The sequence below is a fragment of the uncultured Roseobacter sp. genome (assembly GCF_947493125.1).
Taxonomy (GTDB): domain Bacteria; phylum Pseudomonadota; class Alphaproteobacteria; order Rhodobacterales; family Rhodobacteraceae; genus Roseobacter.
The window spans coordinates 1-23,240 of the sequence record NZ_CANLQB010000003.1 but is presented as its reverse complement, the minus strand read 5'-3'; the positions used below and the strand labels follow the sequence as shown (position 1 = coordinate 23,240).

Here is a 23,240-nt window from a genome sequence, read left to right as displayed (position 1 = left end):
GTCCTGCTCGACAGGCCCTCGGGACGTTTCATGCGCACCAGAACACAGATGGCGCGGGCGCATGGCCTGTACCGGCCTCACGGAAGTTCTCGCCAAAGTTGAATTGCATACGATTTACGAGCATCATCAAAGCCAGCTTTGAAGCGCAAAGAGAACGGGGCGAGGCGGATTTGGCCGAAACGCGCTCAAATTTGTCCCAAACCAGTGCAGCCGAGCGTTGCGAATTCGCATAGAACACTCGGCACACACACATTCTCGATTGGGGGGTCGATGATCAGGACATATGTGATTGTCTGCGTGCTGCTTGTGTTGTCCATCATCGCCGTACCGGCAGGAGCGGAGGAGAGAAGCGGCCAAGCCCTTGCATGCCTGACGCCGGAAGATGCGTCTCCGGTCGTCCATAGGCTGTCCGGCACATCTGACGATCAGATGCAGGCGCTGCGCGCGGAAGCCTTCCTGGACCCGACCGGGACGGTTGGCCCGGACAGCATCCTCAGCCAGAGCTTTTATCCTCCGAATTGCAGCGGTCTCTTCGATGCTCCGGTGCCGTCCCAAGCCCTTTGGCTGCGGTTTTCCATCGCGAACCCGTCTGCCGAAGAACAGGACGTGTTCGTCACCTTCATCGAGAAGATCTTCGACGAGGTGGTTTTGTTTGAGGAGCAGGACGGCACGCTCGTCGAGATGTCCCGCGCCGGTCGCGTCATCCGCCCCGAAGACACGGACAGCGCGGCGATCAGGACCGGGTTGCCGCTTGCCCTGCAACCGGGCGACCCTCGGGTGTTCTACCTGCGGATCACCGGCACGTTCGAGCCCACAATCACCGCAGCAATCATGTCGGCAGATCTTTTTTCCGACTGGACCACGGTCACCCTCCTGATGACGGTGCTCTTCTTGGCGTATGTCGCCACGATCGCGCTTCTGAGCCTGATCGTGTTCCGACAAATCGACCGGCGCTTTTATCAGTACTACGCGCTCTATCTGCTTTGCCTCTTCATGTTCACCTTCATCTATGATGGCTGGTTGAACGAGCTCTTCGATGTGACGCTACCTGCGGTCACGCTGACGCCGATCACCGAAGGATTTGCCGGGTTGGGAATTCTGGCCAATGTGCAATACTGCCGCGTTCTGCTGAATGTAGATGCAGACCCTCGCAGCTGGCGGCGGCTGTTTCAGTCTCTTTCTGCAGTGATTGTTGTGGTCACGGCATTGGCCGTTATGGATCCGTGGCACCTTGCGATGCCACTGCATCTGATTTACTTCGTCAGCCCGCTGATCCTTCTGGTCGTGGCCATTCACAAAATACGTGCCGGGCTTCCGCAAGCCTGGCCGATTGCGGGCTCCCTGATCGCGCTGAGCGGCGGGCTTTTCGTAGCGGTTTACGCGTTTCTGGTGCCCGTTGACATCACTCTGGCGAACTCGGTCTTTGACGTCGTGCTCGCGCGACCGCTGTCCCTGGGGTACATTGCCGCCATTGTGGGCGAGACCCTTTTCATGATGTTGGCCATATCGGTGGTGGTGCGGTCGATGCAAGCGGAGCGCCGGTCTGCCGTTGTGGAACTGGCCGCACTGGGGCGGCATATCAAATACATCGAAGAGCAGCGCACCCAGACAGAGCGGACGACCATGGCCCGCCTCGAAGCCCTTGAGGCAGCACTGGCGGATGATCCCGACGGGAAGCAGCACCTGCCCATCAATCGGCAGTTCTTGGAGCGCGCCACAGAATCCATCCTCGACAACGTGGCCGATCAAAGCTTTGGGGTTGAGAAACTGGCCGCCTCGCTCGCGGTGAGCCAGAAGACACTTGGTCGACGGCTGAAGGAGGCCAACGGGCAATCACCCGCGTCCGTTATCAGATCGGTCCGGCTCAATTTCGCGCGCAACCTGATCCTGCTTGATCAATACAACACCGTCGCAGAGATCGCCCATGCCGCTGGGTTTTCGAGTGTCAGCAACTTCGCCAAGCTCTACCGGCAGGAATTTGGCGAACCGCCGAGCAAGTCCATCAGCATGCTAAGGAACATCCAGTAGGCTATCGCGGCGCGCGATATAGAAGGGCAGGCCAGAAGCAGCTTTCATATAAGGCAGCGATCCGCGTCGGATCATTTTTGGCCAAAGCCTATTTCCAGGTGAGATCCAGATCTTCTCTTTGAGAGAATACAAACCAATCGGTTTTCTGCGTTGCACCTTGTAACACTGATGACTGCATTTTTGCCAAGCAAGACGATATGACACCCGCGACCTTCATATTGCGAGGTCGCAACGGCACGGCGCCTCTCCGAGCAGCACGCTCATCCATATCAGATTGTGAAAGCCCTCGTCGCGATTCTACCCCATTGCGGGCTCATTGGACGGGTCTGTCAACAACATCTCAGCAAGAGATTTGTCCGTACACAAGTGCGTCACGTACCCGCCCTTTATGGCCGCACGCGTCGCCTCCACACGGCTGTCTCCTCCGACGACCATCAATCGGCGACGGGCGCGCCGAATGTCGTCAAGGCGCGCTGCGATGATCCGATCATCAGGTGGCAAAGACAGGAGATCACCGTTCCTATCGATGTAGCGGCAACATAGTATCCCGACTGCACCCGCGGATCGGGCACGCGCAAGTTCTTGACGCGTGACCATTCCTGACAAAGCCATCGGTGTGGTGTCGGTGACATCACCGATGGAAACAACCGCGGTGTCCAGAGTCTTCAGAGCTGCAAGCTGTGCCTTGATGGTCGGTTCCGCTTCGAGGATTGCCGCGACCTCAGCGGTCGAAGCGAGCGCAGGCGCGTGCAGGGTGTAGCATGGGGCGCCAAGTTTTGTGGCAATATCGATCGAGCATTTCTCCGACGCCGGAACAAAATCGGAGATCAGAGAACCGATCATCTGATAGACTTCGACGCCGGGTGTCTCTGTCACCAGCATCTGGTCAGCCACGGCCTGAACCGGAAGCCCCCACGCGATACCGAGGCGATCTCCTTGCTGGATCGTTTCGGAAAGCGCGGTCGAACCGACACGTCCCAGCTGCCGCATCACTTCTTCCGGCGAATTTGGCTTGGCCTCGTTCAGGGTGCTGGCGATGTAGACTTCTTCTAGACCATATTTGTCACGTAATCGCAGAGAAGCCGTTGAACTCGCGAGGCTCTTGCCATCTACGCGAATATCCACAACTCCTTCTTCCCGCGCCTCTTTCAGCAAGTTCACAACGGTTGTGCGCGCAACATCAATCCTGCTGGCGATGTCATTTTGCGTCAGGCCCTCACCGTAATAGAGCAGCGCAACATTCGCGAGGAGCGCGCGTTTATCCTGGGAGTTTTTTCGCAGTTTCGAGGCCATTTAGCGCGCTCGTTCTTTTTCCGTCTGCTGCAGTTTGCGAAGCCTAGCGCGATGTTGAAAGATAAAGTCGCGGCAGTTGTCAATAGATGACTATGACATTTGATTAGCAAAACCAACAAAAGGCAAAACTTTTACACATGTAAAATTATTTGACTTTTGTAATACTGCATGCTTGCCTCTAGACTTAAAACAACAGTCGCTCTGGGAGGAGAAGAATGACTTTCAAATCTTCGATTTTAGGTCTCGCTGTCGTGGCACTTTCGACAATGACCGCTCAAGCTGACGAGGGTCTTAGTCTCGAAGGAAAACGTATTGGCGTGGCCGTTGTCGGGACCCAGCACTTTTGGGACCGGGAAGCGTTCAACGGGGCCACATCGACCGTCGAAAAACTGGGCGGCGAGGTCGTGCCGGTCGATGGGGGGCGGGACAATCAGGTCCACGCAGACAACCACGATGTGCTGCTCACATCGGGTGTCGATGCCGTGATCTCCATCCTTGGGGATGGAGCGGTCGAGCCGAAGTTCGAAGCGCTCAAGTCCGCTGGCATTCCGGTTTTCACTGTCGATCATCCAAGCCCGCATGCGGTCAATAACACCACATCGGACAACTACTACATGGGCACGACCATCGGACGCTATATGGCGGACGCCATTGGAGGAGAGGGTAAGGTCGCCGTCTTCAATGCCTTTGAGAACGCATTGCGCATTTGCGGGATCCGTACCGGACTTTGGAAATACGTACTGCAGGATTACCCCGGAATTGAGATCATCCAGCCTGAACTGGCGGAGGAATTCGCCAACGCACCGGAAGATGCCAGAAAGCAGACCCTTGATCTTCTTAGCCAATACCCGGAAGGCACAATCGACGCCATCCATGTCGGCTGCTGGGACCAGCCTGCCATTGGCGTGGTTCAGGCGCTTGAAGAAACCGGTCGGACCGATATCATCGTAACGGCCCTGGACGGCGGACCAGACACGCTGGAAATTATGGCCGAGGACGGCAGCCCCTTTGTCGCCAATGTGGCACAACAGCCAAACCTCATAGGCTCAACAGCGGCAATGAATGTCGCGCGCCACTTCGCGGGTGAGACGTTGCTTCCGCAAACCTATGTGGATGTGGTCCCGGTCAACGGCGCAGAAGAGGCCAAGGCGGCATATAGCTCCCTAGGCTACGGATCGCTCGAGTAAACCCCTGACATCTGTGTGTCTGGGCCGATCTGCGCTGTTGGATCGGCCCTTATTCATCCAAACAGTGTTGCGGCGTCCAGAGGGTCACCCAAGTGTCCAATCGTCTTCTTCACCTCGACCAAGTCACCAAGTCTTTTCCAGGTGTCCTTGCCCTGGACAAGGCATCGCTGGACATTCGCAGCGGTGAGGTCCATGGCTTGGTTGGTGAAAACGGTGCTGGCAAATCAACGATCATTAAGGTTCTTGCAGGCGTCTACGTTCCGGATGGCGGCCGCCTGACCATAGGTGGCCGGGTCATCGACCCCATCACGCCCGAGTCAGTCCACGCAGCGGGTGTGCGGTTCATTCATCAAGAGCTGCACCTCGTGCCGCACTTTACGGTCACAGAATCCGTGTTCATGGGTCAGGAGGTCAGAGGACGTTTCGGTCTGGATACAGGCGGAATGCGCAGGCGTGCCGAAGCATTCCTGCGGGATGTGCTGGCTGTTTCCATTCCGGGAAACCGGCTCATACGGGATTTGGGCACCGCGGAACGCAAACTGGTACAGATCGCAAGGGCCCTCATTGACGAGGCCGCAAAGGTGGTTGTCTTCGATGAACCGACGGCCCCCCTGGCCAGCGAAGAATGCGCCACGCTCATGCACGCGATCGCACGCCTGAAGGACCGTGGCATCTCGATCCTTTACGTCTCGCATTATCTCAACGAAATCACGGATATCTGCGACCGCGTCACAGTCTTTCGCAACGGCAGGAGCGTGAGCGTCTTTGACGATATCGAAGACAGCACAGGTCAGGACCTGATCGCAGCCATGGTCGGGCGCGAATTGGAAGACCTCTATCCCGAAAACAGGCGGACGCCACAAGCGTCCTTGCTGGAACTGGAGAACTATTCTGGCACGGGATTCCGGAACGTTTCATTCAGATTGCGGGCGGGTGAGATCCTTGGCATTGCCGGGCTTATCGGATCCGGTCGTGAGGAGTTGATCGATACGATCTACGGCCTCCGACGCTCGACGAGCGGAACGCTTCGGCTCAGATCGCGCCAACTCCGCATGCGCGCACCAAAGGATGCCATTGACGCCGGCATCGTCCTCGTCCCACGGGACCGTCGCCATGACGGTTTGGTGCTGCCCATGACGGTTTCCGAGAATGTGACGCTTGCGACGCTTGATGCAATCTCGCGTTTTGGCCTTGAAAACCGACGACGGGCACGCCAGCAGACCGAAGAACAGATTTCCGCGCTCGATATCCGGCCTTCTGACCCCGAAAAGGTTGTCCGGCTCTTGAGTGGCGGCAATCAGCAAAAGGTGGTGCTTGGCCGCTGGCTCTTGAAGAATGCCGATGTGTATCTGCTAGACGAACCCACCGTGGGCGTCGACGTCGGCGCGCGCTCGGAGATCTATGCCCTCGTTGATCGGCTGGCAAAAGACGGCTCCGGGGTCATCGTGTCCTCGTCCGACCCGGGCGAGCTGATCGGAATATGTGATCGCATCGCAGTGATGATGCGCGGAGAGATCGTCAGCGTTCTTGATGCCAGTGACCTCTCGCTGGATCATTTGATCTCCGTAACAACGGGCGCGGAACCGACCGAGGCCGCCCATGGCTGAACATGGTAGCCCCGGTCGCCTGTCTCGTTTGGTCGATACGGCCCCCCTGCTCATCTTCGCGCTGCTGCTCGCCTATATCGCATTCGAGGCGCACAACTTCTTCAGTCTCCTCAGCTTCAAGCTCATCCTCAATCAAAGTCTGCCTGTTGTTATCATCTGCATGGGGTTGGCTTTCGTTGTGATGGCGGGGGGCGACGATGTCGTCTCCGGTGGCATAGACCTGTCCATCCCGGCGACGGCGGTCCTGTGCGCTGGGATCATCGCACAATGGCTGGCGACGAACGGAAGCTTGCCCGTGGCAGTGGCCCTTGCGGCAGGGGCCGCCCTGCTGGTTGGCGCAATCAACGCATTGCTTGTCACCAGAATAGGCATGACGCCTCTCCTGACCACGCTGTCCATGTTCGTCGCAGTCGTCGGCGTCAATAACGTGGTCACCTCCAGTCGCCGCATCAACGTCAGCGATCCGGTCATATTGTGGCTGCGCGACGGGCAGATTGCAGGCGTTCCGGTGGGCATCCCCATTGTCGCGCTGATCGCGCTCAGCTTCTACCACCTGGCACATCGCACCCGTATTGGCCTGAACATGCAGGCCGTTGGAGGCAGCCGGGATGCTGCAGAGACATCTGGCCTTGATGTCAAGAAGCTTCAATCAGCATCGTTCATCTTGGCAGCGACAACCGGGTTCATCGCGAGTTTCTTTGTTTTGGCCCGCGGCTCAGGCTCATCACCTGGCGTCGAGAACAATCTCATGCTCGAGATGGTATTGGCCACCTTTCTGGGCGCCGCCTTTTCGGGCCGCCGGGTCGTCACACTTTGGGGTGCCGTTCTTGGCGCCGTGCTGGTGGCTGCCATCTCGATTGGGTTTAAATCCATGGGTGTCAACGTATTCTGGACCGGTCTCATCAAAGGCAGCTTGATCCTGGCGGTCGTAGCCTTTGGCGCTTTGGCGCAGCGGGGCCGCCGATGACGGAGCTTACCTCCAACCGGTCATCGTCGCTGCTGCGACATCTGTTCGTCAGGTTCGGATTTCTCTTGGCGTTCTTTGCGTTTTTTGTGTTCTTCGCCGCCTGGAACCCGGTATTCCTTCAGGGCGGAAACCTGCTGAACATAGTCGAGGGTTCAGCAATCCTGCTCATTGTCGCCCTCGGCATGACACTCATCGTCGCCACGGGAGGTATCGACCTGTCGGTCGGCATCGCGCTCGATTTCGGCGCCGCGTTCGCCATCGTCGCGATGAAGAGCTACGGCGCGGACTGGATCACAGCCGCGGCGCTCGGGGTCTCGGGCGGCTCTATCGTAGGTATCGTGAACGCCATTCTCGTTGTCGGGTTGCGCATCAGCCCGTTCATGGCAACCTTGGGCACGTTCTTTATCGGCTCTTCGGTTCAGCGTATTTTTACCAATGGCGGCGGACCGATCTCACACAGGCGGATGCCGGATGAGTTTCGGAACCTGGCCATGGGAGATATCGGCGGCGTACCCGTCGAGGTCATTGTCGCCGCCGTGCTCTGCGTGATCTACTTTCTGGTTCTGGAGCGTTCCATCCACGGGCGACGCATCCACGCCATGGGTATGCAACGCTTGGCCTCGATCGTGGCCGGTATCAGGGTAAACCGCGTCCTGATCGCGAGCTACATTGTGGCGGCGATGACCTGCGCCATCGGCGGATTGATCGCGGCTGCATCCATTCGCATGTTCACGCCACTTTCAGGCTTCTCATACCTCCTCGACGCGATTGCCGCCGTTTTCATCGGTGCCGCTTTGCACCCGCGGGGGCGCCCCAATGTCCTCGGAACGATTGCCGGCGTTCTCTTTCTCGGCATGGTTGTCAACGGACTGAACCTGATGGGCTTGAATTTCAACGTCAAGGACGCCCTGTCGGGGATCATCCTCGTGTCTGCGCTGGCTCTGGCGGTGGCGCAGCGAAAAATGCGCTAACTGCTTGGATCCAGAACAACTTTGATCTGTACTTCACCATCCTGCGGTGTGCGCTTGATCGCCTCCTTGAAGGCCTCCAATGGATATCTGTGCGTGACGCAAGCATCCCCGTCAATCAGTCCGCGCGCCATGAGATCCAGCGCTGTCGCATAGGTGAAGGGCGCCAGATGACCGCCCAGGATATTGAGCTCCTTGAACTCACCAAAGACATTCAAGTCCACTGTTGCGGGTTCCTTGTAGACACCGAAGACGACAAGTGTGCCGCGCTTGCGCAGAAGCTCCAGTCCCACGCTGAAAGCAGCAGTCTGGCCGGAAGCCTCCAAAAACACATCTGCACCGCGCCCTCCGGTGAGATCGCCGATGGCGTCACGCAGCTTCGGGTCGTCGGGCGCGAAGGCCATATCCGCACCCAGCGACAGGGCAAGCTCCCGTTTTGGCGCCCCCGGGTTCACCAGTATCAGCGTCCGGGGAGACTTCAGTCGCGCAGCCTGAAGCATGCCCATGCCAATCGGACCCGCGCCCGAGACCACAACGACATCCTGAAACTGAATACTGGCGCGTTCGACACCATGGATCGCATTGGCGAGCGGTTCGGCGTAACAGGCCGCGGCGTCGCTCAACGGCGCAGGAACCTTGTGAACCACCGCATCTGCCGGATAGAGCATGTATTCAGCCCACGCCCCGTTCAAGGTCGCACCCAGCACATCCATTCGGTCGGACAAATGATAGAGCCCCCGCTGACGGAAGAAGTCATTGCCGTAGGTGATATTGAGCTCGGCCACTGCACGGTCGCCTTCCGATACACCGTGGCGCGCACCGCTCCCCTCTCCCAAGGCGACCACAGTGCCTGTGAATTCATGCCCCGGGATGAAAGGGAAATTCAGTTCCCAGGGCCCGGTCCCATCGTACATGGCGCGGTCCGCAGCGCAGATCCCGGAGAGGTCAACGCGGACAAGAACCTCACCGGGCCCGGGTTCGGGCACTGGCACGTCATTGATGAATCTGTGCTGTCCGCCAAATCCATCACATCTCACAGCATTCATATGGCTTTGCAAAACCTTCGCCCCCCAAAAAAAGGATTTGTACTCAGATGATTGCGCGCTTGGATCGCTTTGTCAAAGACACCCAGTTCGCAAATCTCGCACTTGGATGTCGTTTTGCTGATGCTGACCAACCGGCGTTTAGGTTTCAACAACATGGGCCATAAAACCCACAAAATAGCTGACACATGAGCGAACAAACTGGCGACTGCGGACCGGAGAGGTTTTCTGATCCAGCCCACTCCCCAGGAGTATTTGAACCGCGTGGCGGATCATCTCCGCATACGCCTGTACCGGTCTTCACGGCCAACATTCATGCCGGGCAAACCTCCGGTCGTTACCGCAAAGAGCTCCCAACCTCACCGGCACACGTCGGTCGCGTGCAGACCGAATTGGCGGGCAGTCGGTTCACTCATTGGCTCTGAGCGGTGGCGCTTGATGCGTCGCATGATACGCAGGGCCGTGCTCATCTAGACCGTTCACCTTTGATCAATCATTGCAACGAGGGTGCTGAATACTCCGCGTTTGCTTGAATGGTGAGCCAAGGAAAACAGCGCGACGGCCAGGGGGCACCAATCAGCCGGCTTTCGTCGGAGGAGCTCCACGCTTTCCCACAATCCAAAGCGTTTTCGAATACATGTGCACGCTGACCTTATCCCGGACCAACACCATCGATTTCCGCTGCAGTCACCTCATTGCCATCCCGGGCAATCTCTGCGCCGGTGGGCTTATGCTCCAGAAGAATTACTCGATCAGCCAGTCTTTCCGCCTCTCGCCGATCATGTGTCACGAACAGTGCGGCCGGCTGATGTGCAACTATGAGTTTCTCAGTCAGCCTCATCATCTCGTCCGCAGTCTCCGCGTCCAAGGATACAAATGGCTCATCCATGATCAGAAGTTCGGGCGTCCGCGCAAAGGCCCTGGCGAGAGACAGCCTGCGCTGCTGTCCCAATGACAACTGATTGGGAAAGAACTCTGCCTTGTCTTCCAGTCCGACGCTCTTCAACGCCTCATGTCCTTGTTGCGGCGTCAGTCGAGGATGCGGCACCAATATGTTTTTGAGAACGGATCGCCATGGCAGTAGCGTTGGCTCCTGAAAGACGAAAGCCACCTCGTCTGGCCGGGTAATCGTGCCTTCAAACTGCTCGTCAATCCCAGCCAGAATTCGCAGAACTGTCGATTTCCCGATCCCGGACGGGCCGGTCAGAGCAACTGTTTCACCTGCCCTCACACCAAAACGAATTGGTCCAAGCACGGGTGTGCTGCCAAACGCCTTCGACTCAATATTGACCTCGATCACGCTGTTCTCCAGCGTCGCGTGCTGCGCTCAAACGGCTGCAACAGGAGCCATTCTACCAGCAGCATCACACAGATGAATGAAAAGGCATAAACGAGGACCATAGCGACATCGAAGAGCTGGAAGTAAAGGTGGATCTGGAAGCCGATGCCAGACGAGCGCCCCAGAAACTCGACCACGAGCACGATCTTCCAGATCACGGCGACGCCGGAGCGCGCGGCGGCAGCGATGAAGGGCGCAAGCTGCGGGAAGATCACATGCCGCATCCGCGAAAGCCATGGCATCTTGTAGACCTGCGCCATGGCGTCGAGATCGGGGTCGAGGGCGCGGGCCCCTTCGCGGATCACCACAGCCACATTGGGCACCTTGTTGAGCGTCACCGCGATGATCGCTGCGGCCTCGGTGAGCCCGATCCAGAGATAGCACAGCACGATCAGCACCAGTGCTGGCAGGTTGAGGAACACGACGAGCCATGGGTCCAGCCAAGCATTCGTGCGCGGGGAGCGGCCCATGATGAGGCCCAGCAGGGTGCCGAGTGTCATCGCTAAGCCGAACGCCCAGAGCACGCGGATGATCGTCGCCAAAAGATGGCTCCACAGCTCGCCGGAACCTGCTTCCTGGAGGAAAAGCGGCCCCAGCTGCCAGGGTTTTGGCAGGATCTGAGCATCGTCCGTGAGAACGGCCGCCACGACCCACAGCGAGAGCAGCCCAGCGAGAGAGAGAAGAGGTGTGAGCCGCGCAGCCTGCATCGGGCGATGTTACTTTACATCGGCAAAAAGGCCAGCGGGGATAGATGTGGCCCCGCCGACAAGCTCCGGGCCACCCAGATCGCTCATCAGGCTCAGCATCTTGTCGGCGGCGGCCTCATCGACCGGCGCGCGATCAGGGATGCCTGCGATCCAGTCGGCTCTGAGCTGGTCGTATTGTGCATCGGTTGCGGCATTCATACGGGGACGTATGGACACCCAAGCATCCTCCGAGCCTGCAAGTTTGTCCTTGGCGGCGCGGCTGGCCTCGAAAAAGCTCTGTTCCAAGCCCGGATGATCGGCGAGAAAGCTCTCTTTCATATAGTAGCCGAGCAGCGGGGTGTTGGTGTCGAGGCCAAGCGCCTGGCCCGCCTCTTCCACCGAGATCAGCTGCCGCATCCCAGCGGCCTTGTTCTTAGCCAGAAAGTGCCAGAAGTTGATCGACCCTGCATATTCCTCGCCCATGGTGGATTTGAAGATGAGGGGCGGCGCACCATAGACCTGCTCGGTCTCGGACTTCAGATCCATATCGTATTTCTGCTGCGCATAGGCGCGCAGGATCAGCCAGGACTTGTCGAGCGGCCCACCCGCGATGCCGATCTTGCCGCCCGCGAGGTCAGCCAGCGTTTCGGCCGAACTGCTGGCGGGGATGACCACGCCGCCCACCGCCTTAGAGTAAGGGATGAAAACATAGTCCTTGCCCGCCGCGCGTTGGCGGGCGACCCAGATCCAGTCGGCCACGGCCATGTCGGCCTGGCCACCTTCCACGGCGATGCGGGTGCCGCTGTTGTCAGCGAAGGGCTGGACCTCGAGGACGAAGCCGTTCGCCCGGTCCAGCCCGTTTTCGGTGATTGTCGCGAGTTCCCAGTTGACCGTGCCGATCTTGAGCACGGCGGCCCGGATGGTCGGAAGGTCATTGGCAAGGCTGGGTGCTGCCAATGACATCAGCACTATCGAAATCACATGGATTAAACGCACGGCGCTGATCCTCTCTCGGTCTTGGCGCTACTCCGCCCGGCGGCTGACCTCGTTGAGGTCCTTGTCGAGCTTGATGTCGAACTGGTTGCCGCCCTTGCAGATCACGTCATCAAGGTCGTAGCCGTCGTCTTCTACTTCGATATCATCCGGGTCCATCTGGCATTCGATGGACGTCAGCATCGCTTCGATCTTCTCGATGGTCTGAGCATCGAGGTGCGCTTCGGCCAAGGCCGGGCCAGAGATAAGGGCGGTGGCGGTCAAGGTGAGGATGTATTTCATCATGTGCTCCGAGGTTACTGTATGGAAATGGTCATGGATTGTGTCTCGCCGGTCGAGCCAGGGATCTTTATGGTGTGGCTGCCGGGTTTGATCGCGATAAAGGACAGCTCGGCCACTCCAGCCTTGTCGAACTCGATGCTGTCGATAGCCATGGGGCGGATCTCGATCTTGTTGATGACGATTTCGTTCATCCAGATCGCCCGGAAGAAGCTTGGCCCTTCGATGGCCAGTTCCGCCGAGCCGTCCGCTGTGACCACTAGCGTGTAGTAAGCGCCGGACTGCAGGACCACATCCTCTCCGAGCGGCTGACCGGACGCGAGGGTCAGCGGGATGTCCTCACCGCGATTGCACTTGGCCAGAAGGCCCGCAAAGCCCAGATCGTCGCACAGGGGGCCTGCCATAACCGGGCTGCACATCATCGCAAGCGCCGCAGCTGTCATCAGTTTTTTCATCCGTTCTCTCTCTCCGATTGTCCTTGCGTGTTTCAGTCGATGGCCACAACGCCCCAGGGCTGTTGTCCGACCTGAATGGATTTGATGGCCTGTTCCTTCTCCACATCAATCACGGTGATGTCGTTGGAGTTGCCATTGGTGGTCAAAAGGTACTTCTCATCCGGCGTGAAATCGAGCTGCCAGACCCGCTGTCCAACGAGGATGTAGTCGAGCACCTCAAGACTTTGCGCGTCGATCACCGCGACTCGGTTTGCGGGCCCCAGCGCCACGAAGAGCCGGGTGCCATCAGCCGTCACTCGTGCACCTACGGGTTGCAGCCACTCCGGTTGAACGCCCGCCACCTCAAAGCTGATCTTGCCGACCACCGTTGGCGCGCCGTCCTCGGCGATATCCATCACCGACACAGTCCCGCCGATTTCAGACGTCACAAAGAGCCGTTTGCCGTCTGCCGTGTAATGCGCGTAGCGCGGGCGCTGGTCCACAAGGATGTTATGCTTGATCTTGTAGTCCTCGGTGGAAATGAAATGCGCCATGTTGGTGGTTTCCGAGGTATTCACCACGAACTTCGCATCCGGGCTCATCCCCATCCCCTCGGGCTCCACACCCACCGGCACTTCGGCCAGGACCATACGGGTCTCGGTATCGACGACGGTCACCAGATTGTCGTCTTCATTCGCGATGTAGAGCCGCTTGCCGGAGGGCTCCAAGATAAAGAGCTCCGGGTCCGGTCCGGACGGCAGGCTGGGCAGCTCCTCATAGGTGGTGGCATCGAAGACCCGCACCAGATTGTCGTCGGAAGCGCAAACATAGATGACGCTGCCGTCGGGGCTCGTGGTGATGCCCCGCGGCCGGTTGCCCGCAAAGAATTCAGTTTCCACCTCCCAGGTCTCAGTGTTCACCACGGTGATCGTGTTGCCGCGCTCGTTCGAGATGAACGCCTTTCCCGCGTAGGCCGGGACGGCAAGCAGCGCGGCCAGAGCAGTCGAGAATAAAAATGATTTCATTTCGTATCTCCGATTAGTCGAAGGCGGTGCAGCTCGATTCGGGCCGGTCGAGACCCATCGTGTCGAGCGGTGAGCTTTGGTGCAGGAAGCCTTCTTGTGGGCTCACGCTGACCGTTATCATGCCGTCATAGAGCAGGATCGGCTGACGTAGCTGGCCGTTCCAGTCGCGAAAGGTGACCTTCTGCCCTTTGAAGGCGGCCAGCTCGAATTCATCCGAGATCGCATAATCCCGCACGCCATCAGGCTCGGCGGTATTCGCCCGGGTCACCGCTTCGCCGACCACCCGCAGGGCGAGCCAGACGTTGTAGTCTTCGGGCCGCGCATAACGCCCGGTCAGCGCCTCAAACCGGGTCTGGTATTGCGTGGCGCCATAGGCTTCGTGCGCCCCATGGAAGCTTGTGGGCACCAGACCGCCCGAGCCCATCACGGGCCGCGGCGTCCAGAGGTGATAGCTCAGATAGCGCGCGAAATAGTCGGTCTCGTCCGCGGCGATCACCACATCATGGTCATCCGCATCCTGGGTGAAGGCAGGCAGCTGGCGCTGGACCATCACATGGCCGGAATCGGTGCGCCGTGAGCCGCCTGTGTCGTCGAAGGTGCGATCCTCGACAACCTCCGCCCCGAACTTGAGCGCGGCCTTGCGGTAGGCTTCCGCCAGCGCGACGTCCTCCGGGTTCGAGCCCGAAATCAGAAACCACTCCGTCCATTTCTTCCACACGGCAAACTGGGCCACGGCGTCCGCTTTCATGCCGTGCGAGGGTGCGGTGTGGAGCAGGTTTCCGCGGCAGGACGCATCCCGCAGCTCTACTTCTGGCGCACGCGCGTTGAAGACCAATGCGCCCGCCTCCGCCGCCTGATCTGTCAGGCGCAGCAGGTCTTCCTTGCGGGACTGAAGAACCACCAGCTTGATACCGTCGGCGAGGATTTGTGCCATCGCGGCGTCGGCCTCTTCCGGTGGAACCGCCACGGTGGTCGTCTCATAGGTGTGTCCAAGAAAGCCACCCGTCGTGCCGTTGTCCTCATCCGCGAGCGCGGCGCCGCCAAACCCAAGATCGTCCGGGGGAAGATCATAGCGGCTGATCGGCAGCAAAGTCGGATAGTCGATGCGCAGGACCGCCGCCTTGACGTCGATCGCCCAAGCAGAGTCAGTAGTGAAAATGATAGCAAGGGCCGCAAACAGCGACCTGTGCAGGCGATGCACGTGAACCTCCCCTGCCCGGTCGTTCTGCCGGGCCTCCCGTTTATCCCCGTCCATCGGAATCGTGTGAACCGATACTATTGGCCGGGTTGTGGAAAACAGCCTAGCAGCCGCACCATAAAGGACGATTCTTATTTTTTAAGAACAGACACATGCGATTAACCGTCTTAGCCCTGCTTGCCGCCACTGGCGTTCACGCACAGGAACGCGTGGCGTTTTTTGGCCTGACGTTGCTGGACACATCGCTGCAGACCAGTGCGTCCGGAGAGAACACGGCAGAGCAGGCAAGGCTCGCGGTTCTGGAAGAGATGGTGGCGGAGCGGTTCATGCAGGAAGGCTATGTGCTGGTTGATATCGAGCCTGCGCGCACGGAGATCGACCGAGTGGTCAATCTGGCCAAATGCTACGGCTGCGACACCCGCATCGCGGTGCAGCTGGGCGCCGACTATTCGCTGGTGGGCGAGGTGCAGAAAGTGTCGGATCTGATCCTCGCGATCAACCTGCAACTGCGCGCGGCTGAGACCGGCGACATGGTCAAGGGCGGGGTCGTCGATATTCGCGGCAACACCGACGAAAGCTGGCAGCGCGGCATGCGCTACATCTTGAAGAACAGGTTTTTCGTGGAGGAGAAATGATGAAGAAACGCGTATTCCTGGCGGCTTGTGTGGCGGCGTTTGTCACGCCGGGGCTGGCCCTGGCGCATGGGCCGACCCGGCAAAAGGTGACGTTGACCACCGAGGTGGCCGCCGATCCGGCAGAGGTCTGGGCCACCATCAGAAATTTTCAGGACATGTCCTGGCACCCTGCTGTGCATGAAACGGCAGGCGAGAACGGCAATGAGATAGACGCCACGCGGGTGTTGACCCTGGGTGCCGCAGATGGGCCAACCATTTCGGAAATCCTCTACAAGTTCAGCGATGAGAAGATGAGCTATTCGTACCGGATCACCGATGTGCAGGTCGAGGTGCTGCCGGTCACGAATTACTCCTCGCACCTGACCGTGATGCCGCGCGATGGCGGCGGGTCGATCGTCGAATGGCGCGGCGCGTTTTATCGCGGTTATCCCAACAATGACCCGCCCGAAGAGCTGAACGACGAAGCCGCAATTGCTGCGGTCACCGGGGTATATCAGGCCGGGCTTGATGCTCTGACCGAGCGCTTTGGTGCGCCGGGCTCTTAATCTCGCCACTGCGCTGATCGTCGCTGGCACCTTGTGTTCCGCGCGCGATCTGGCCTTTGTCACCTGCCAGACCGGGGACGCGGTGAGCGTTCTGGACATCACCGCGGGTGAAGAGATCGCCCGCTGGTCTGTCCCCGGCAAACCGGCTGGCATCGCCGTGTCTGAAACGGCGGTCTTCACGGTCGCCGCTGACAGCAAGACCGTCCGCAAACATGATTTGCTGTCGGGAGAGCCGCTGGTGTCCGTGCAACTGGACGGTGGCCCGATTGGCCTTACGCATGACACAGCGCGCGGGCACCTCTTCGTCTCCGACTGGTACAACGCCCGCATCTGGGTGCTGGATGACACCTCTTTGCAGGTCGTGGCGGAGCTTGCTGTTGGCGCGGCCCCGGCTGGGCTCGCGCTGTCGGACGATGGGCGTTATCTTGCCTCTGCGGATCGCGACGCGGATCAGGTTTCGATCTTTGACGCCGAGACTCTGAGACTGCGCACGCGTCTTGAGGCAGGTAGCCGCCCGTTTGGTCTGCGCTTTGCGCCTGACGGGCGGCTCTTCGTCGGGAATGTGGGCAGCAACGATGTGACGGTGATCGACGCTCTGAACAGCGAGGTCCTTGCAGCGGTTCCAGTTGGAGCTCGGCCCTATGGCGTGGCCTTTGCCGGGGGTCGCGCCTTCGTGACCAACCAATACGAAGACAGCTTGAGCGTGATAGACCTCGCGACGCTGGAGCCAATGGCTAAGCTGGAAACGGGCGAATATCCCGAAGGCGTCGATGCCACCGCGGATGGCACCCGCATCGTCGTCGCGAATTGGTTCGATAATACAGTCACTATTTTCGACGCCGAAAGCCTTTCTGTGATAGAAGAGATCGACACGTGCGATGGCCCCCGCGCCTTTGGTACGTTTTTGCTGGAGGAGGCAGAATGAAACATCTGGCACTGGCAGCCGCGGTGCTGTCGTGGACCATCTTGCCCGCGTTTGCGAGCAACGAGGCCTGGGACTCTGTGAAAGAACAGCTCTATGGTGATCGGGTCATGCTCAATGGCGACAGTCTCATCGCAATCGACGCGCCCTATCGCACTTTCGATGACGCGCGCACCGATCTTGCGGCGCAGATCATCGCCCCGCCAGGCGCCCAGATCGCCAAGGTCACCGTGGTGCTTGATGAGAACCCGATGCCGGTCTCGGCCGTGTTTGACCTAGAAACCCCGCAGCCGGGCTTCTATTTCGACATCACCATGCGCGTAAACGGCCCCACGCCGATGCATGTGATTGCCGAGACCTCCGATGGCCGGCTGTTTGTCTCCGAGACCTTCGTGAAAACCTCCGGCCAGGGCGCTTGTGCGGCTCCGCCCGGAACCGATCCGGAGCTTGCGCTCGCAACGTTGGGCCAGATGCACATCGATGTGCTGGGCACCGTGCCGGGTGTGGACAGTGGCAAGCTAACCAGCCTTGCCTCACGCCTCAGCAAGATGGATGTGGATATCTCGCATCCCTCGCATTCGGGGATGCAAATGGACCAAATCTCGCTCTTGTTCATCCCGATGCGTTATGTCGAAACGGTTGAGATTAATCTCGATGGTGCGGGGTTTGTCGATCTGACGGGCTCGATCTCGCTGTCCGAAAACCCGCGTCTCGGGCTCGCTGTGCCGCGCAGCACGCAATCCGTGGATGTGACCATGACGGATACGGACGGCACTGTAAGCCACGCGCACAAGGAGCTGGCGGGCTTCTGACTAGTTGGTCTGTGGTTGGCCGTCTTCCGGCTTTACCTTTTCCAGCGGGTAGCCCCAAAGCTGCCAGCCGTTGGTGCCTTCGGGCAGCCAGTAAACGGACGTATATCCCCACTCCAGCGCGCGTTTCGCCGCGTTCCAACTCATCCAGCAGTCTTCCAGGCAGAAGATCACGACCGGGTGGGTCGGATCGCCTTCGGTGATTTTTTCAAGGCCGGTTTTGAAGTAATCGGCGGTGATATCCGCAATCGCCCCATACCCAACGTTGGGAAGCCAGATCGCGCCCGGAATCGTGTGGCGGGGTTTGTCCCGCCAGATCGTACCCTTGGGTAGATTGGCGGGCTTGGGTGGTTGCGGCATTACGTCGATAAAGGCAGCATCATCCCTTTCCCAAAGCGCATGTGCTTCCTCGGGACCGACGACTGTGGCCCCGAGCAACGTGGCGGGGACGGGCGCGCGATAGTGATCGGTTCGGTAGTCAGATGGCTCGGGAACTGTTTGGGCCATGCTCGCAAGCGGCAGCGCTAACCACGCCCCCACGAGCACGGCCCTGATCAATTGGAGATCTCCATGACCTCGGTGCCGAGATCGGTGACCAGGGGCACACCTGCCTCGACGAGCAGGGCGTTGATCTCATCCTGATTGCGGCGGATCAGCGAGTTGAGCTGGCGCTGCCAGACTTTCTCGCCCTGCCGCACGCCCATCGTAATGCGATAGAAGAGGCGCGGCGGCAGCTCTTCCTTGATCAGAGGAATGACTTTGAAATCGGGGTACTCTGTCTTGACCAGCGGCCCCCCAAGCGGGCCCCAGAGTACGGCTGCATCGATTTCGCCGGCCTTCAGGTCATTGAGCATATCGGTCGCGGGGCTCTCGTGCCGCCGGTCGACGACGAGGTTATAGCCCTTGGACTTCCCGATCAAACCGTTGCGCGCCAAATGCGCGGCAGGCGGCGTGCCCGCGATGATCCCGACCCGCTTGCCCTTCAAGGCGGGATCGGTCAGCGCCTCTACCCCGGCCAGATCGCCATCTTGCGGCACGATCAGCGTATAGACGGATGTGAAATAGTGGTTCGTGTTGAGCACCAGCTCGTGGCCTTGGGCATAGCCCATCACCACGTCGCATTGCTTGGCTTTCAGCGTGTTTCGGATGAAACCGGTCGCCATCGGATACCAGGTGTATTGCACCGGCAGATCAAGCTTCGCAGCCACAAAATCAGCCAGCTTGTTTTCGAAGCCGCTCTCGTCCTTGGCCGACATGGGATAATTCGCGGGGTCCGCACAGACTCGAAAGGCGTTGTTCGACACCAGATCAGAGGTCTGTGCACCTGCGGACCCCGCGAGGGAGAACCCCATGAAGAGGGGAACGGTCAGGTTTCGAATGGTCTCAGCCCATGCAGGCATCTTCATCCTCACGGATCACATCAGATTTGGCTTCTTTCTTCGCGGGTCGCCCGCGCGGTACCGCATCGAGGCCACGGGCCTTCAGATAGACATAGATGTCATCAAGATAGCACATGACATTCCTGTTTTCCCCGAAATGCGGCATGACCGAATTCCCGTTCTCGCGCCCATTCACCACCACGTCGAAAAATCCGTCATAGCCCAGGTCAATCGCGGAATTCTTGACAGCGGGCGCATAGGTCGAGCCCTCGCCATCCGGCCCATGGCAGACGTGGCATTCAGCGTGATAGCGCCGGAAGCCCGAAAAGGTGAGCCAATCGACCGTACCGTCCTCGGTGATGCTGAAGGTTGGCGTTCCATCTTCGGTGTAGTAGCGGCCATCCTCGCTCTCGGCGACTTCATAAATTGCGGGGTCCACGGCTTTTTCCGCCATGGCGGGTGCGGCAAAGCCACCAGCCAGACAAAGCGCCAGGATGCAGTGTGTGGTTTTCATCGTATCTCACCCATTGTATCTGGGGCCGCGTATCGCTGTCGCCCGATTGTTTGTTGGACTGGCGCGACCCCAGGAGAGGTCGCGCCGATCGTGTGCTTATGGCACCTGCCTTGATCAGTTCGGCAGTGCAAAGACCGTCAGCTGACCGCCCAGGGCTGTGTAGTCGCTCAGCGCGGCATAGCCTCCAACGGCACCAAGGCCGTCATTCGGGTTGGTCAGACCAGCCGCCAGACCGATCCCGGCCCAGCCGCCGACACCCGACAGGATGCCGACATACTGGCGCCCGTCGGATTCGTAGGTCATCACGTTGCCGATGATGCCCGACGGTGTCTTGAAGCGGTACAGCTCCTCACCCGTGTCGGCATGCACCGCCTTCAGATGACCCTCGAGCGTCCCATAAAAGACAATGTCACCCGCGGTCGCCAGCGCCCCGGACCAGACCGAGAACTTCTCGGGGATGGACCATTTGATCTCGCCATTGATGTTGTCCCAGGCGATGAAGTTGCCCATACCGCCATGGCTGTCGGGTGCCGGATACATCGAGAGCGTCGCCCCCACGTAGGGCTGACCGGCGGTATAGCTCACCCGGAAGGGTTCATAGTCCATGCAGACGTGGTTTGTCGGCACATAGAACATCTCCGTTTTCGGCGAGTAGGCCGCAGGCTGCTGGTCCTTGGTCCCGAGCGCTGCCGGGCAGATGCCGGTGGTGTTCACGTCTTCGCCGTTCTGCGCGGTGGAGTACTGCGCCACAACAGCCGGACGTCCATAGGTCTCGGAGTTCGGGTCCATATCGACGCCCGTGGTCCAGTTCACCACGGGGTCATACTTCTCGGCAACGAGCAACTCGCCCGACACACGGTCCATCGTGTAGGCCAGACCGTTGCGGTCGAAGTGTGTGAGCAGCTTGCGCTCCTCGCCGTCGATCTCCTGCTCGGACAGGATCATCTCGTTCACGCCGTCATAATCCCACTCGTCATGCGGGGTCATCTGGTAGAACCACTTGGCCATGCCGGTGTCAATGTCACGCGCCATGACGGTCATCGACCAGCGGTTGTCACCGGGACGCTGTGCGGGGTTCCAGGTCGAGGGGTTGCCTGTGCCGTAGTAGAACAGGTTCTCATCCAGATCCGCAGAGTACCAGCCCCAGGTGGTGCCGCCCCCGATCATCCACTGATCGCCTTCCCAGGTGTTGGTGCCTGAATCCGCGCCCACCGGCGTGCCGAGATGCGTGGTGTTTTCAGGATCAGCCAGGATGTCGCTGTCCGGCCCCATGGAATAGGCGCGCCAGACCAGCTCGCCGGTGTTCATGTCATAGGCCGTCGTGTGACCGCGGACACCGAATTCACCCCCCGAGATACCAACAATCACCTTGTCCTTGATCGGCAGGACGGTGGCGGTGTTGGTCTCACCAATCGCCGGGTCGCCGTTCTGGGCTTCCCACTCAACGGCACCGGTTTCCGCATTCAGAGCGACCACCTTGGTGTCCGCCTGATGCAGGAAGATCTTGCCGTCCGCATAGGCCACACCGCGGTTCACGGTGTCACAGCACATCACCGGAATGACGTCCGGGTCCTGCTTGGGCTCGTATTTCCAAATGATCTTGCCCTCGTTGGCCAGATCGAGCGCATAGACGATGTTCGGGAACGGCGTGTGCACATACATCACATCGCCGATCACCAGCGGCGAGCCTTCGTGCCCGCGCAGAACACCGGTCGAGAACGTCCAGGCCACCTGCAGGTCGCCCACATTCTCCGCGTTGATCTGATCCAGCTGCGAATAGCGCTGGTTCTTGTAGTCACCCGTCTGGATCGCCCATTGGCTGGGATTGTCCATCTGGGCAATGAGATCGTCATTTGCAAAGGCCATACTGGCGGCGCAAAGAGCGATCCCAGACGTGAAAAGCTTGAGCTTTTTCATCATAGTACCTCCCTGTGGTGCGGCGGGATTGCCGCGAGAATGACGCGCGAGCCCGGCATGGGGCCTGGCATCAGGTCTTTCCTGCGCGGTGGTTCTCTCCTCCCGCCGCACAGGAAATTCGTGGTCTTACGAGCCTTCCGCTGGGAAGCTCGCAAGATATGCAATCACGTTGGCCCGGTCTTCCTCCTTGCGCAGCCCGGCAAAGGACATCTTGGTGCCTTTGAGATAGCTGCGGGGTTTTTGCAGGAAGGCGTCGAGCTCTTCCGGCGTCCAGGTCTTGCCCTCGGCGGCCATCTCCATCAGCACATCCGAATAGGAGAAGCCCTCCACAGCGCCAAAGGCGCGATCGACCACACCATTCAGAACCGGCCCAACCTTGTTCTCGGCGCCCTCACCCACGGCGTGGCACGCCTTGCACTTGCGGAACACCTTTTCACCAGCAGCAGCATCCCCAGTGACATGACCATCCGCGAAGGCCATCGCGGGGAGCATCGTCAGGGAGAGAGCTGCCAGAAACGTCTTTACCATTCTTGTACCTTCCTTGGTTTGAGCCTGGGTCGTGTCGGGTCAATTCAAACGGGCCGCATGCCATTGCACGTGATCGCGCGCGAAACTGTTCACGAAGAAATAGGAGTGATCATACCCGTCCTGCATGCGCACCTGTCCGGGTTGACGGCGCCGCGCCATCATGTCTGCCAGCGCCTCGGGCTTCAGCAGGTCGAGAAACTGATCGCCGGAGCCCTGATCGACGAGCAGGTCGCCTTTCCAACCATATTCCTGCAGCAACAATGTGGCATCATGTTCCGCCCAGCTGCTCTCATCATCTCCCAGATAGGCGCTGAGCTGCTTGCGGCCCCAGTCCGACTTCGTCGGGTTGGCGATCGGCGCGAAGGCCGACAGCGAGTCGAACAGGCCTGCGTTGCGGATCGCGATCGTGATCGCACCATGCCCGCCCATCGAATGGCCGGTGATGCCGTGCCGGTCGCGAACAGGCAGGTTGTCCACCACAATCGAGCGGAGCTCGCTGACGATATAGTCGTACATGCGGTAGTTGTTTTTCCACGGGTTGCGCGTCGCATTCACATAGAACCCTGCGCCCTGCCCCAGGTCATAGGCCTCGTCATCGCTGACGCTGTCACCACGCGGGGAGGTATCGGGGAAGATCACCGCGAGCCCATGCTCGGCGGCATGCTCCTGAAACCCGCCTTTGGTCATCGCATTTTCATGGGTGCAGGTCAGACCGCTCAGGTACCATAGGACAGGCACGGGCCCGTCCTTGGCCTGCGGGGGCAGATAGGCGGCGAAAGTCATCTCGCAGCCGCAGGTGTTCGACGGGTGTCTGTAGACCCGCTGTTGGCCCCCGAAGCTGCGATTTTCCGACACCAGCTCCATGCGCTCAGAACTCCACCACAGCCCTGATGGATTTGCCCTCGTGCATCAGCTCAAAGCCGTGGTTGATCTCGTCCAAGGTG

At 59.5% G+C, this 23,240-nt stretch carries 24 protein-coding genes; 9 read left to right on the top strand and 15 right to left on the bottom strand.

Annotated elements, in window-relative coordinates; all coding sequences use genetic code 11:
* Positions 1-270: 270 nt before the first annotated feature.
* Positions 271-2,028, top strand: coding sequence for a helix-turn-helix domain-containing protein (locus Q1A71_RS06485; RefSeq protein WP_299673248.1), 1,758 nt, complete (start codon positions 271-273; stop codon positions 2,026-2,028).
* 297 nt (positions 2,029-2,325) lie between these two features.
* Here Q1A71_RS06485 and Q1A71_RS06480 read toward each other — a convergent pair whose 3' ends face one another.
* Complete coding sequence (locus Q1A71_RS06480; protein ID WP_299673246.1) at positions 2,326-3,321, bottom strand: sugar-binding transcriptional regulator; 996 nt, start codon at positions 3,319-3,321, stop codon at positions 2,326-2,328.
* Between the two features lie 215 nt (positions 3,322-3,536).
* Between Q1A71_RS06480 and Q1A71_RS06475 the strand changes: the two genes are divergently transcribed.
* From Q1A71_RS06475 to Q1A71_RS06460, 4 genes are all read left to right on the top strand, one after another.
* A complete protein-coding gene (locus Q1A71_RS06475) occupies positions 3,537-4,508 on the top strand; it encodes a sugar ABC transporter substrate-binding protein (protein ID WP_299673244.1) in 972 nt (323 codons plus the stop codon).
* 92 nt (positions 4,509-4,600) lie between these two features.
* Positions 4,601-6,115, top strand: coding sequence for a sugar ABC transporter ATP-binding protein (locus Q1A71_RS06470; protein ID WP_299673242.1), 1,515 nt, complete (start codon positions 4,601-4,603; stop codon positions 6,113-6,115).
* Positions 6,108-7,082: an ABC transporter permease gene (locus Q1A71_RS06465; RefSeq protein ID WP_299673240.1), complete on the top strand. Its 975-nt coding sequence runs from the start codon at positions 6,108-6,110 to the stop codon at positions 7,080-7,082. The genes Q1A71_RS06470 and Q1A71_RS06465 overlap by 8 nt, the downstream gene beginning before the upstream one ends.
* A gap of 86 nt (positions 7,083-7,168) precedes the next feature.
* Entirely contained in the window at positions 7,169-8,053 is an 885-nt protein-coding gene (locus tag Q1A71_RS06460) for an ABC transporter permease (RefSeq protein ID WP_299673238.1), read from the top strand.
* On the opposite strand, the gene Q1A71_RS06455 is transcribed toward Q1A71_RS06460, so the two are convergent.
* The 8 genes from Q1A71_RS06455 to Q1A71_RS06420 all read right to left on the bottom strand — a co-directional run bounded on the left by Q1A71_RS06455 (position 8,050) and on the right by Q1A71_RS06420 (position 15,104).
* On the bottom strand, positions 8,050-9,036 hold the full coding sequence (locus Q1A71_RS06455; protein WP_299673236.1) for an alcohol dehydrogenase catalytic domain-containing protein: 987 nt from the start codon (positions 9,034-9,036) through the stop codon (positions 8,050-8,052). The two genes, Q1A71_RS06460 and Q1A71_RS06455, sit on opposite strands and share 4 nt — an antisense overlap.
* Before the next feature lie 709 nt (positions 9,037-9,745).
* Positions 9,746-10,393: an ABC transporter ATP-binding protein gene (locus Q1A71_RS06450; protein ID WP_299673234.1), complete on the bottom strand. Its 648-nt coding sequence runs from the start codon at positions 10,391-10,393 to the stop codon at positions 9,746-9,748.
* Positions 10,390-11,139: an ABC transporter permease gene (locus Q1A71_RS06445; protein WP_299673232.1), complete on the bottom strand. Its 750-nt coding sequence runs from the start codon at positions 11,137-11,139 to the stop codon at positions 10,390-10,392. Before Q1A71_RS06445 ends, Q1A71_RS06450 begins: the two co-directional genes overlap by 4 nt.
* A 9-nt stretch (positions 11,140-11,148) precedes the next feature.
* Complete coding sequence (locus Q1A71_RS06440) at positions 11,149-12,081, bottom strand: ABC transporter substrate-binding protein (RefSeq protein WP_299674284.1); 933 nt, start codon at positions 12,079-12,081, stop codon at positions 11,149-11,151.
* Positions 12,082-12,141: 60 nt separating this feature from the next.
* On the bottom strand, positions 12,142-12,393 hold the full coding sequence (locus tag Q1A71_RS06435) for a PepSY domain-containing protein (protein ID WP_299673230.1): 252 nt from the start codon (positions 12,391-12,393) through the stop codon (positions 12,142-12,144).
* A 14-nt stretch (positions 12,394-12,407) separates the two neighbouring features.
* Positions 12,408-12,845 (bottom strand): hypothetical protein, encoded by a 438-nt coding sequence (locus Q1A71_RS06430; RefSeq protein ID WP_299673228.1) that lies wholly within the window; start codon positions 12,843-12,845, stop codon positions 12,408-12,410.
* A 32-nt stretch (positions 12,846-12,877) separates the two neighbouring features.
* Positions 12,878-13,849 carry a YVTN family beta-propeller repeat protein gene (locus Q1A71_RS06425; protein WP_299673226.1) on the bottom strand — a complete coding sequence of 324 codons (972 nt, stop codon included), beginning with the start codon at positions 13,847-13,849 and terminating at the stop codon, positions 12,878-12,880.
* A gap of 13 nt (positions 13,850-13,862) precedes the next feature.
* On the bottom strand, positions 13,863-15,104 hold the full coding sequence (locus Q1A71_RS06420; RefSeq protein ID WP_299673224.1) for an ABC transporter substrate-binding protein: 1,242 nt from the start codon (positions 15,102-15,104) through the stop codon (positions 13,863-13,865).
* Between the two features lie 95 nt (positions 15,105-15,199).
* On the opposite strand from Q1A71_RS06420, the gene Q1A71_RS06415 reads away from it, so the two are divergent.
* The 4 genes from Q1A71_RS06415 to Q1A71_RS06400 are packed head-to-tail and all read left to right on the top strand — an operon-like array spanning position 15,200 to position 17,961.
* Positions 15,200-15,682, top strand: a complete 483-nt coding sequence (locus Q1A71_RS06415) for a DUF3280 domain-containing protein (protein ID WP_299673222.1) — start codon at positions 15,200-15,202, stop codon at positions 15,680-15,682.
* A complete protein-coding gene (locus tag Q1A71_RS06410) occupies positions 15,682-16,227 on the top strand; it encodes an SRPBCC family protein (RefSeq protein ID WP_299673220.1) in 546 nt (181 codons plus the stop codon). Before Q1A71_RS06415 ends, Q1A71_RS06410 begins: the two co-directional genes overlap by 1 nt.
* A complete protein-coding gene (locus Q1A71_RS06405) occupies positions 16,211-17,152 on the top strand; it encodes a cytochrome D1 domain-containing protein (protein WP_299673218.1) in 942 nt (313 codons plus the stop codon). Before Q1A71_RS06410 ends, Q1A71_RS06405 begins: the two co-directional genes overlap by 17 nt.
* On the top strand, positions 17,149-17,961 hold the full coding sequence (locus Q1A71_RS06400; RefSeq protein WP_299673217.1) for a quinoprotein dehydrogenase-associated SoxYZ-like carrier: 813 nt from the start codon (positions 17,149-17,151) through the stop codon (positions 17,959-17,961). Before Q1A71_RS06405 ends, Q1A71_RS06400 begins: the two co-directional genes overlap by 4 nt.
* Here the strand turns inward: Q1A71_RS06400 and Q1A71_RS06395 are convergent, their stop codons facing one another.
* The 6 genes from Q1A71_RS06395 to fghA form a co-directional block, all read right to left on the bottom strand.
* Complete coding sequence (locus tag Q1A71_RS06395) at positions 17,962-18,516, bottom strand: PQQ-dependent catabolism-associated CXXCW motif protein (RefSeq protein ID WP_299673215.1); 555 nt, start codon at positions 18,514-18,516, stop codon at positions 17,962-17,964.
* Complete coding sequence (locus Q1A71_RS06390) at positions 18,513-19,310, bottom strand: substrate-binding domain-containing protein (RefSeq protein ID WP_299674281.1); 798 nt, start codon at positions 19,308-19,310, stop codon at positions 18,513-18,515. Before Q1A71_RS06390 ends, Q1A71_RS06395 begins: the two co-directional genes overlap by 4 nt.
* 31 nt (positions 19,311-19,341) lie before the next feature.
* On the bottom strand, positions 19,342-19,851 hold the full coding sequence (locus tag Q1A71_RS06385) for a c-type cytochrome, methanol metabolism-related (RefSeq protein WP_299673213.1): 510 nt from the start codon (positions 19,849-19,851) through the stop codon (positions 19,342-19,344).
* Between the two features lie 114 nt (positions 19,852-19,965).
* Complete coding sequence (locus tag Q1A71_RS06380) at positions 19,966-21,768, bottom strand: methanol/ethanol family PQQ-dependent dehydrogenase (protein WP_299673211.1); 1,803 nt, start codon at positions 21,766-21,768, stop codon at positions 19,966-19,968.
* Between the two features lie 126 nt (positions 21,769-21,894).
* The gene (locus Q1A71_RS06375; RefSeq protein ID WP_299673210.1) at positions 21,895-22,296 is read right to left on the bottom strand and encodes a cytochrome c family protein; all 402 of its coding nucleotides are present in this window, start codon (positions 22,294-22,296) and stop codon (positions 21,895-21,897) included.
* Between the two features lie 39 nt (positions 22,297-22,335).
* Positions 22,336-23,160, bottom strand: a complete 825-nt coding sequence (fghA, locus tag Q1A71_RS06370; protein WP_299673208.1) for an S-formylglutathione hydrolase — start codon at positions 23,158-23,160, stop codon at positions 22,336-22,338.
* Positions 23,161-23,240: the final 80 nt, after the last annotated feature.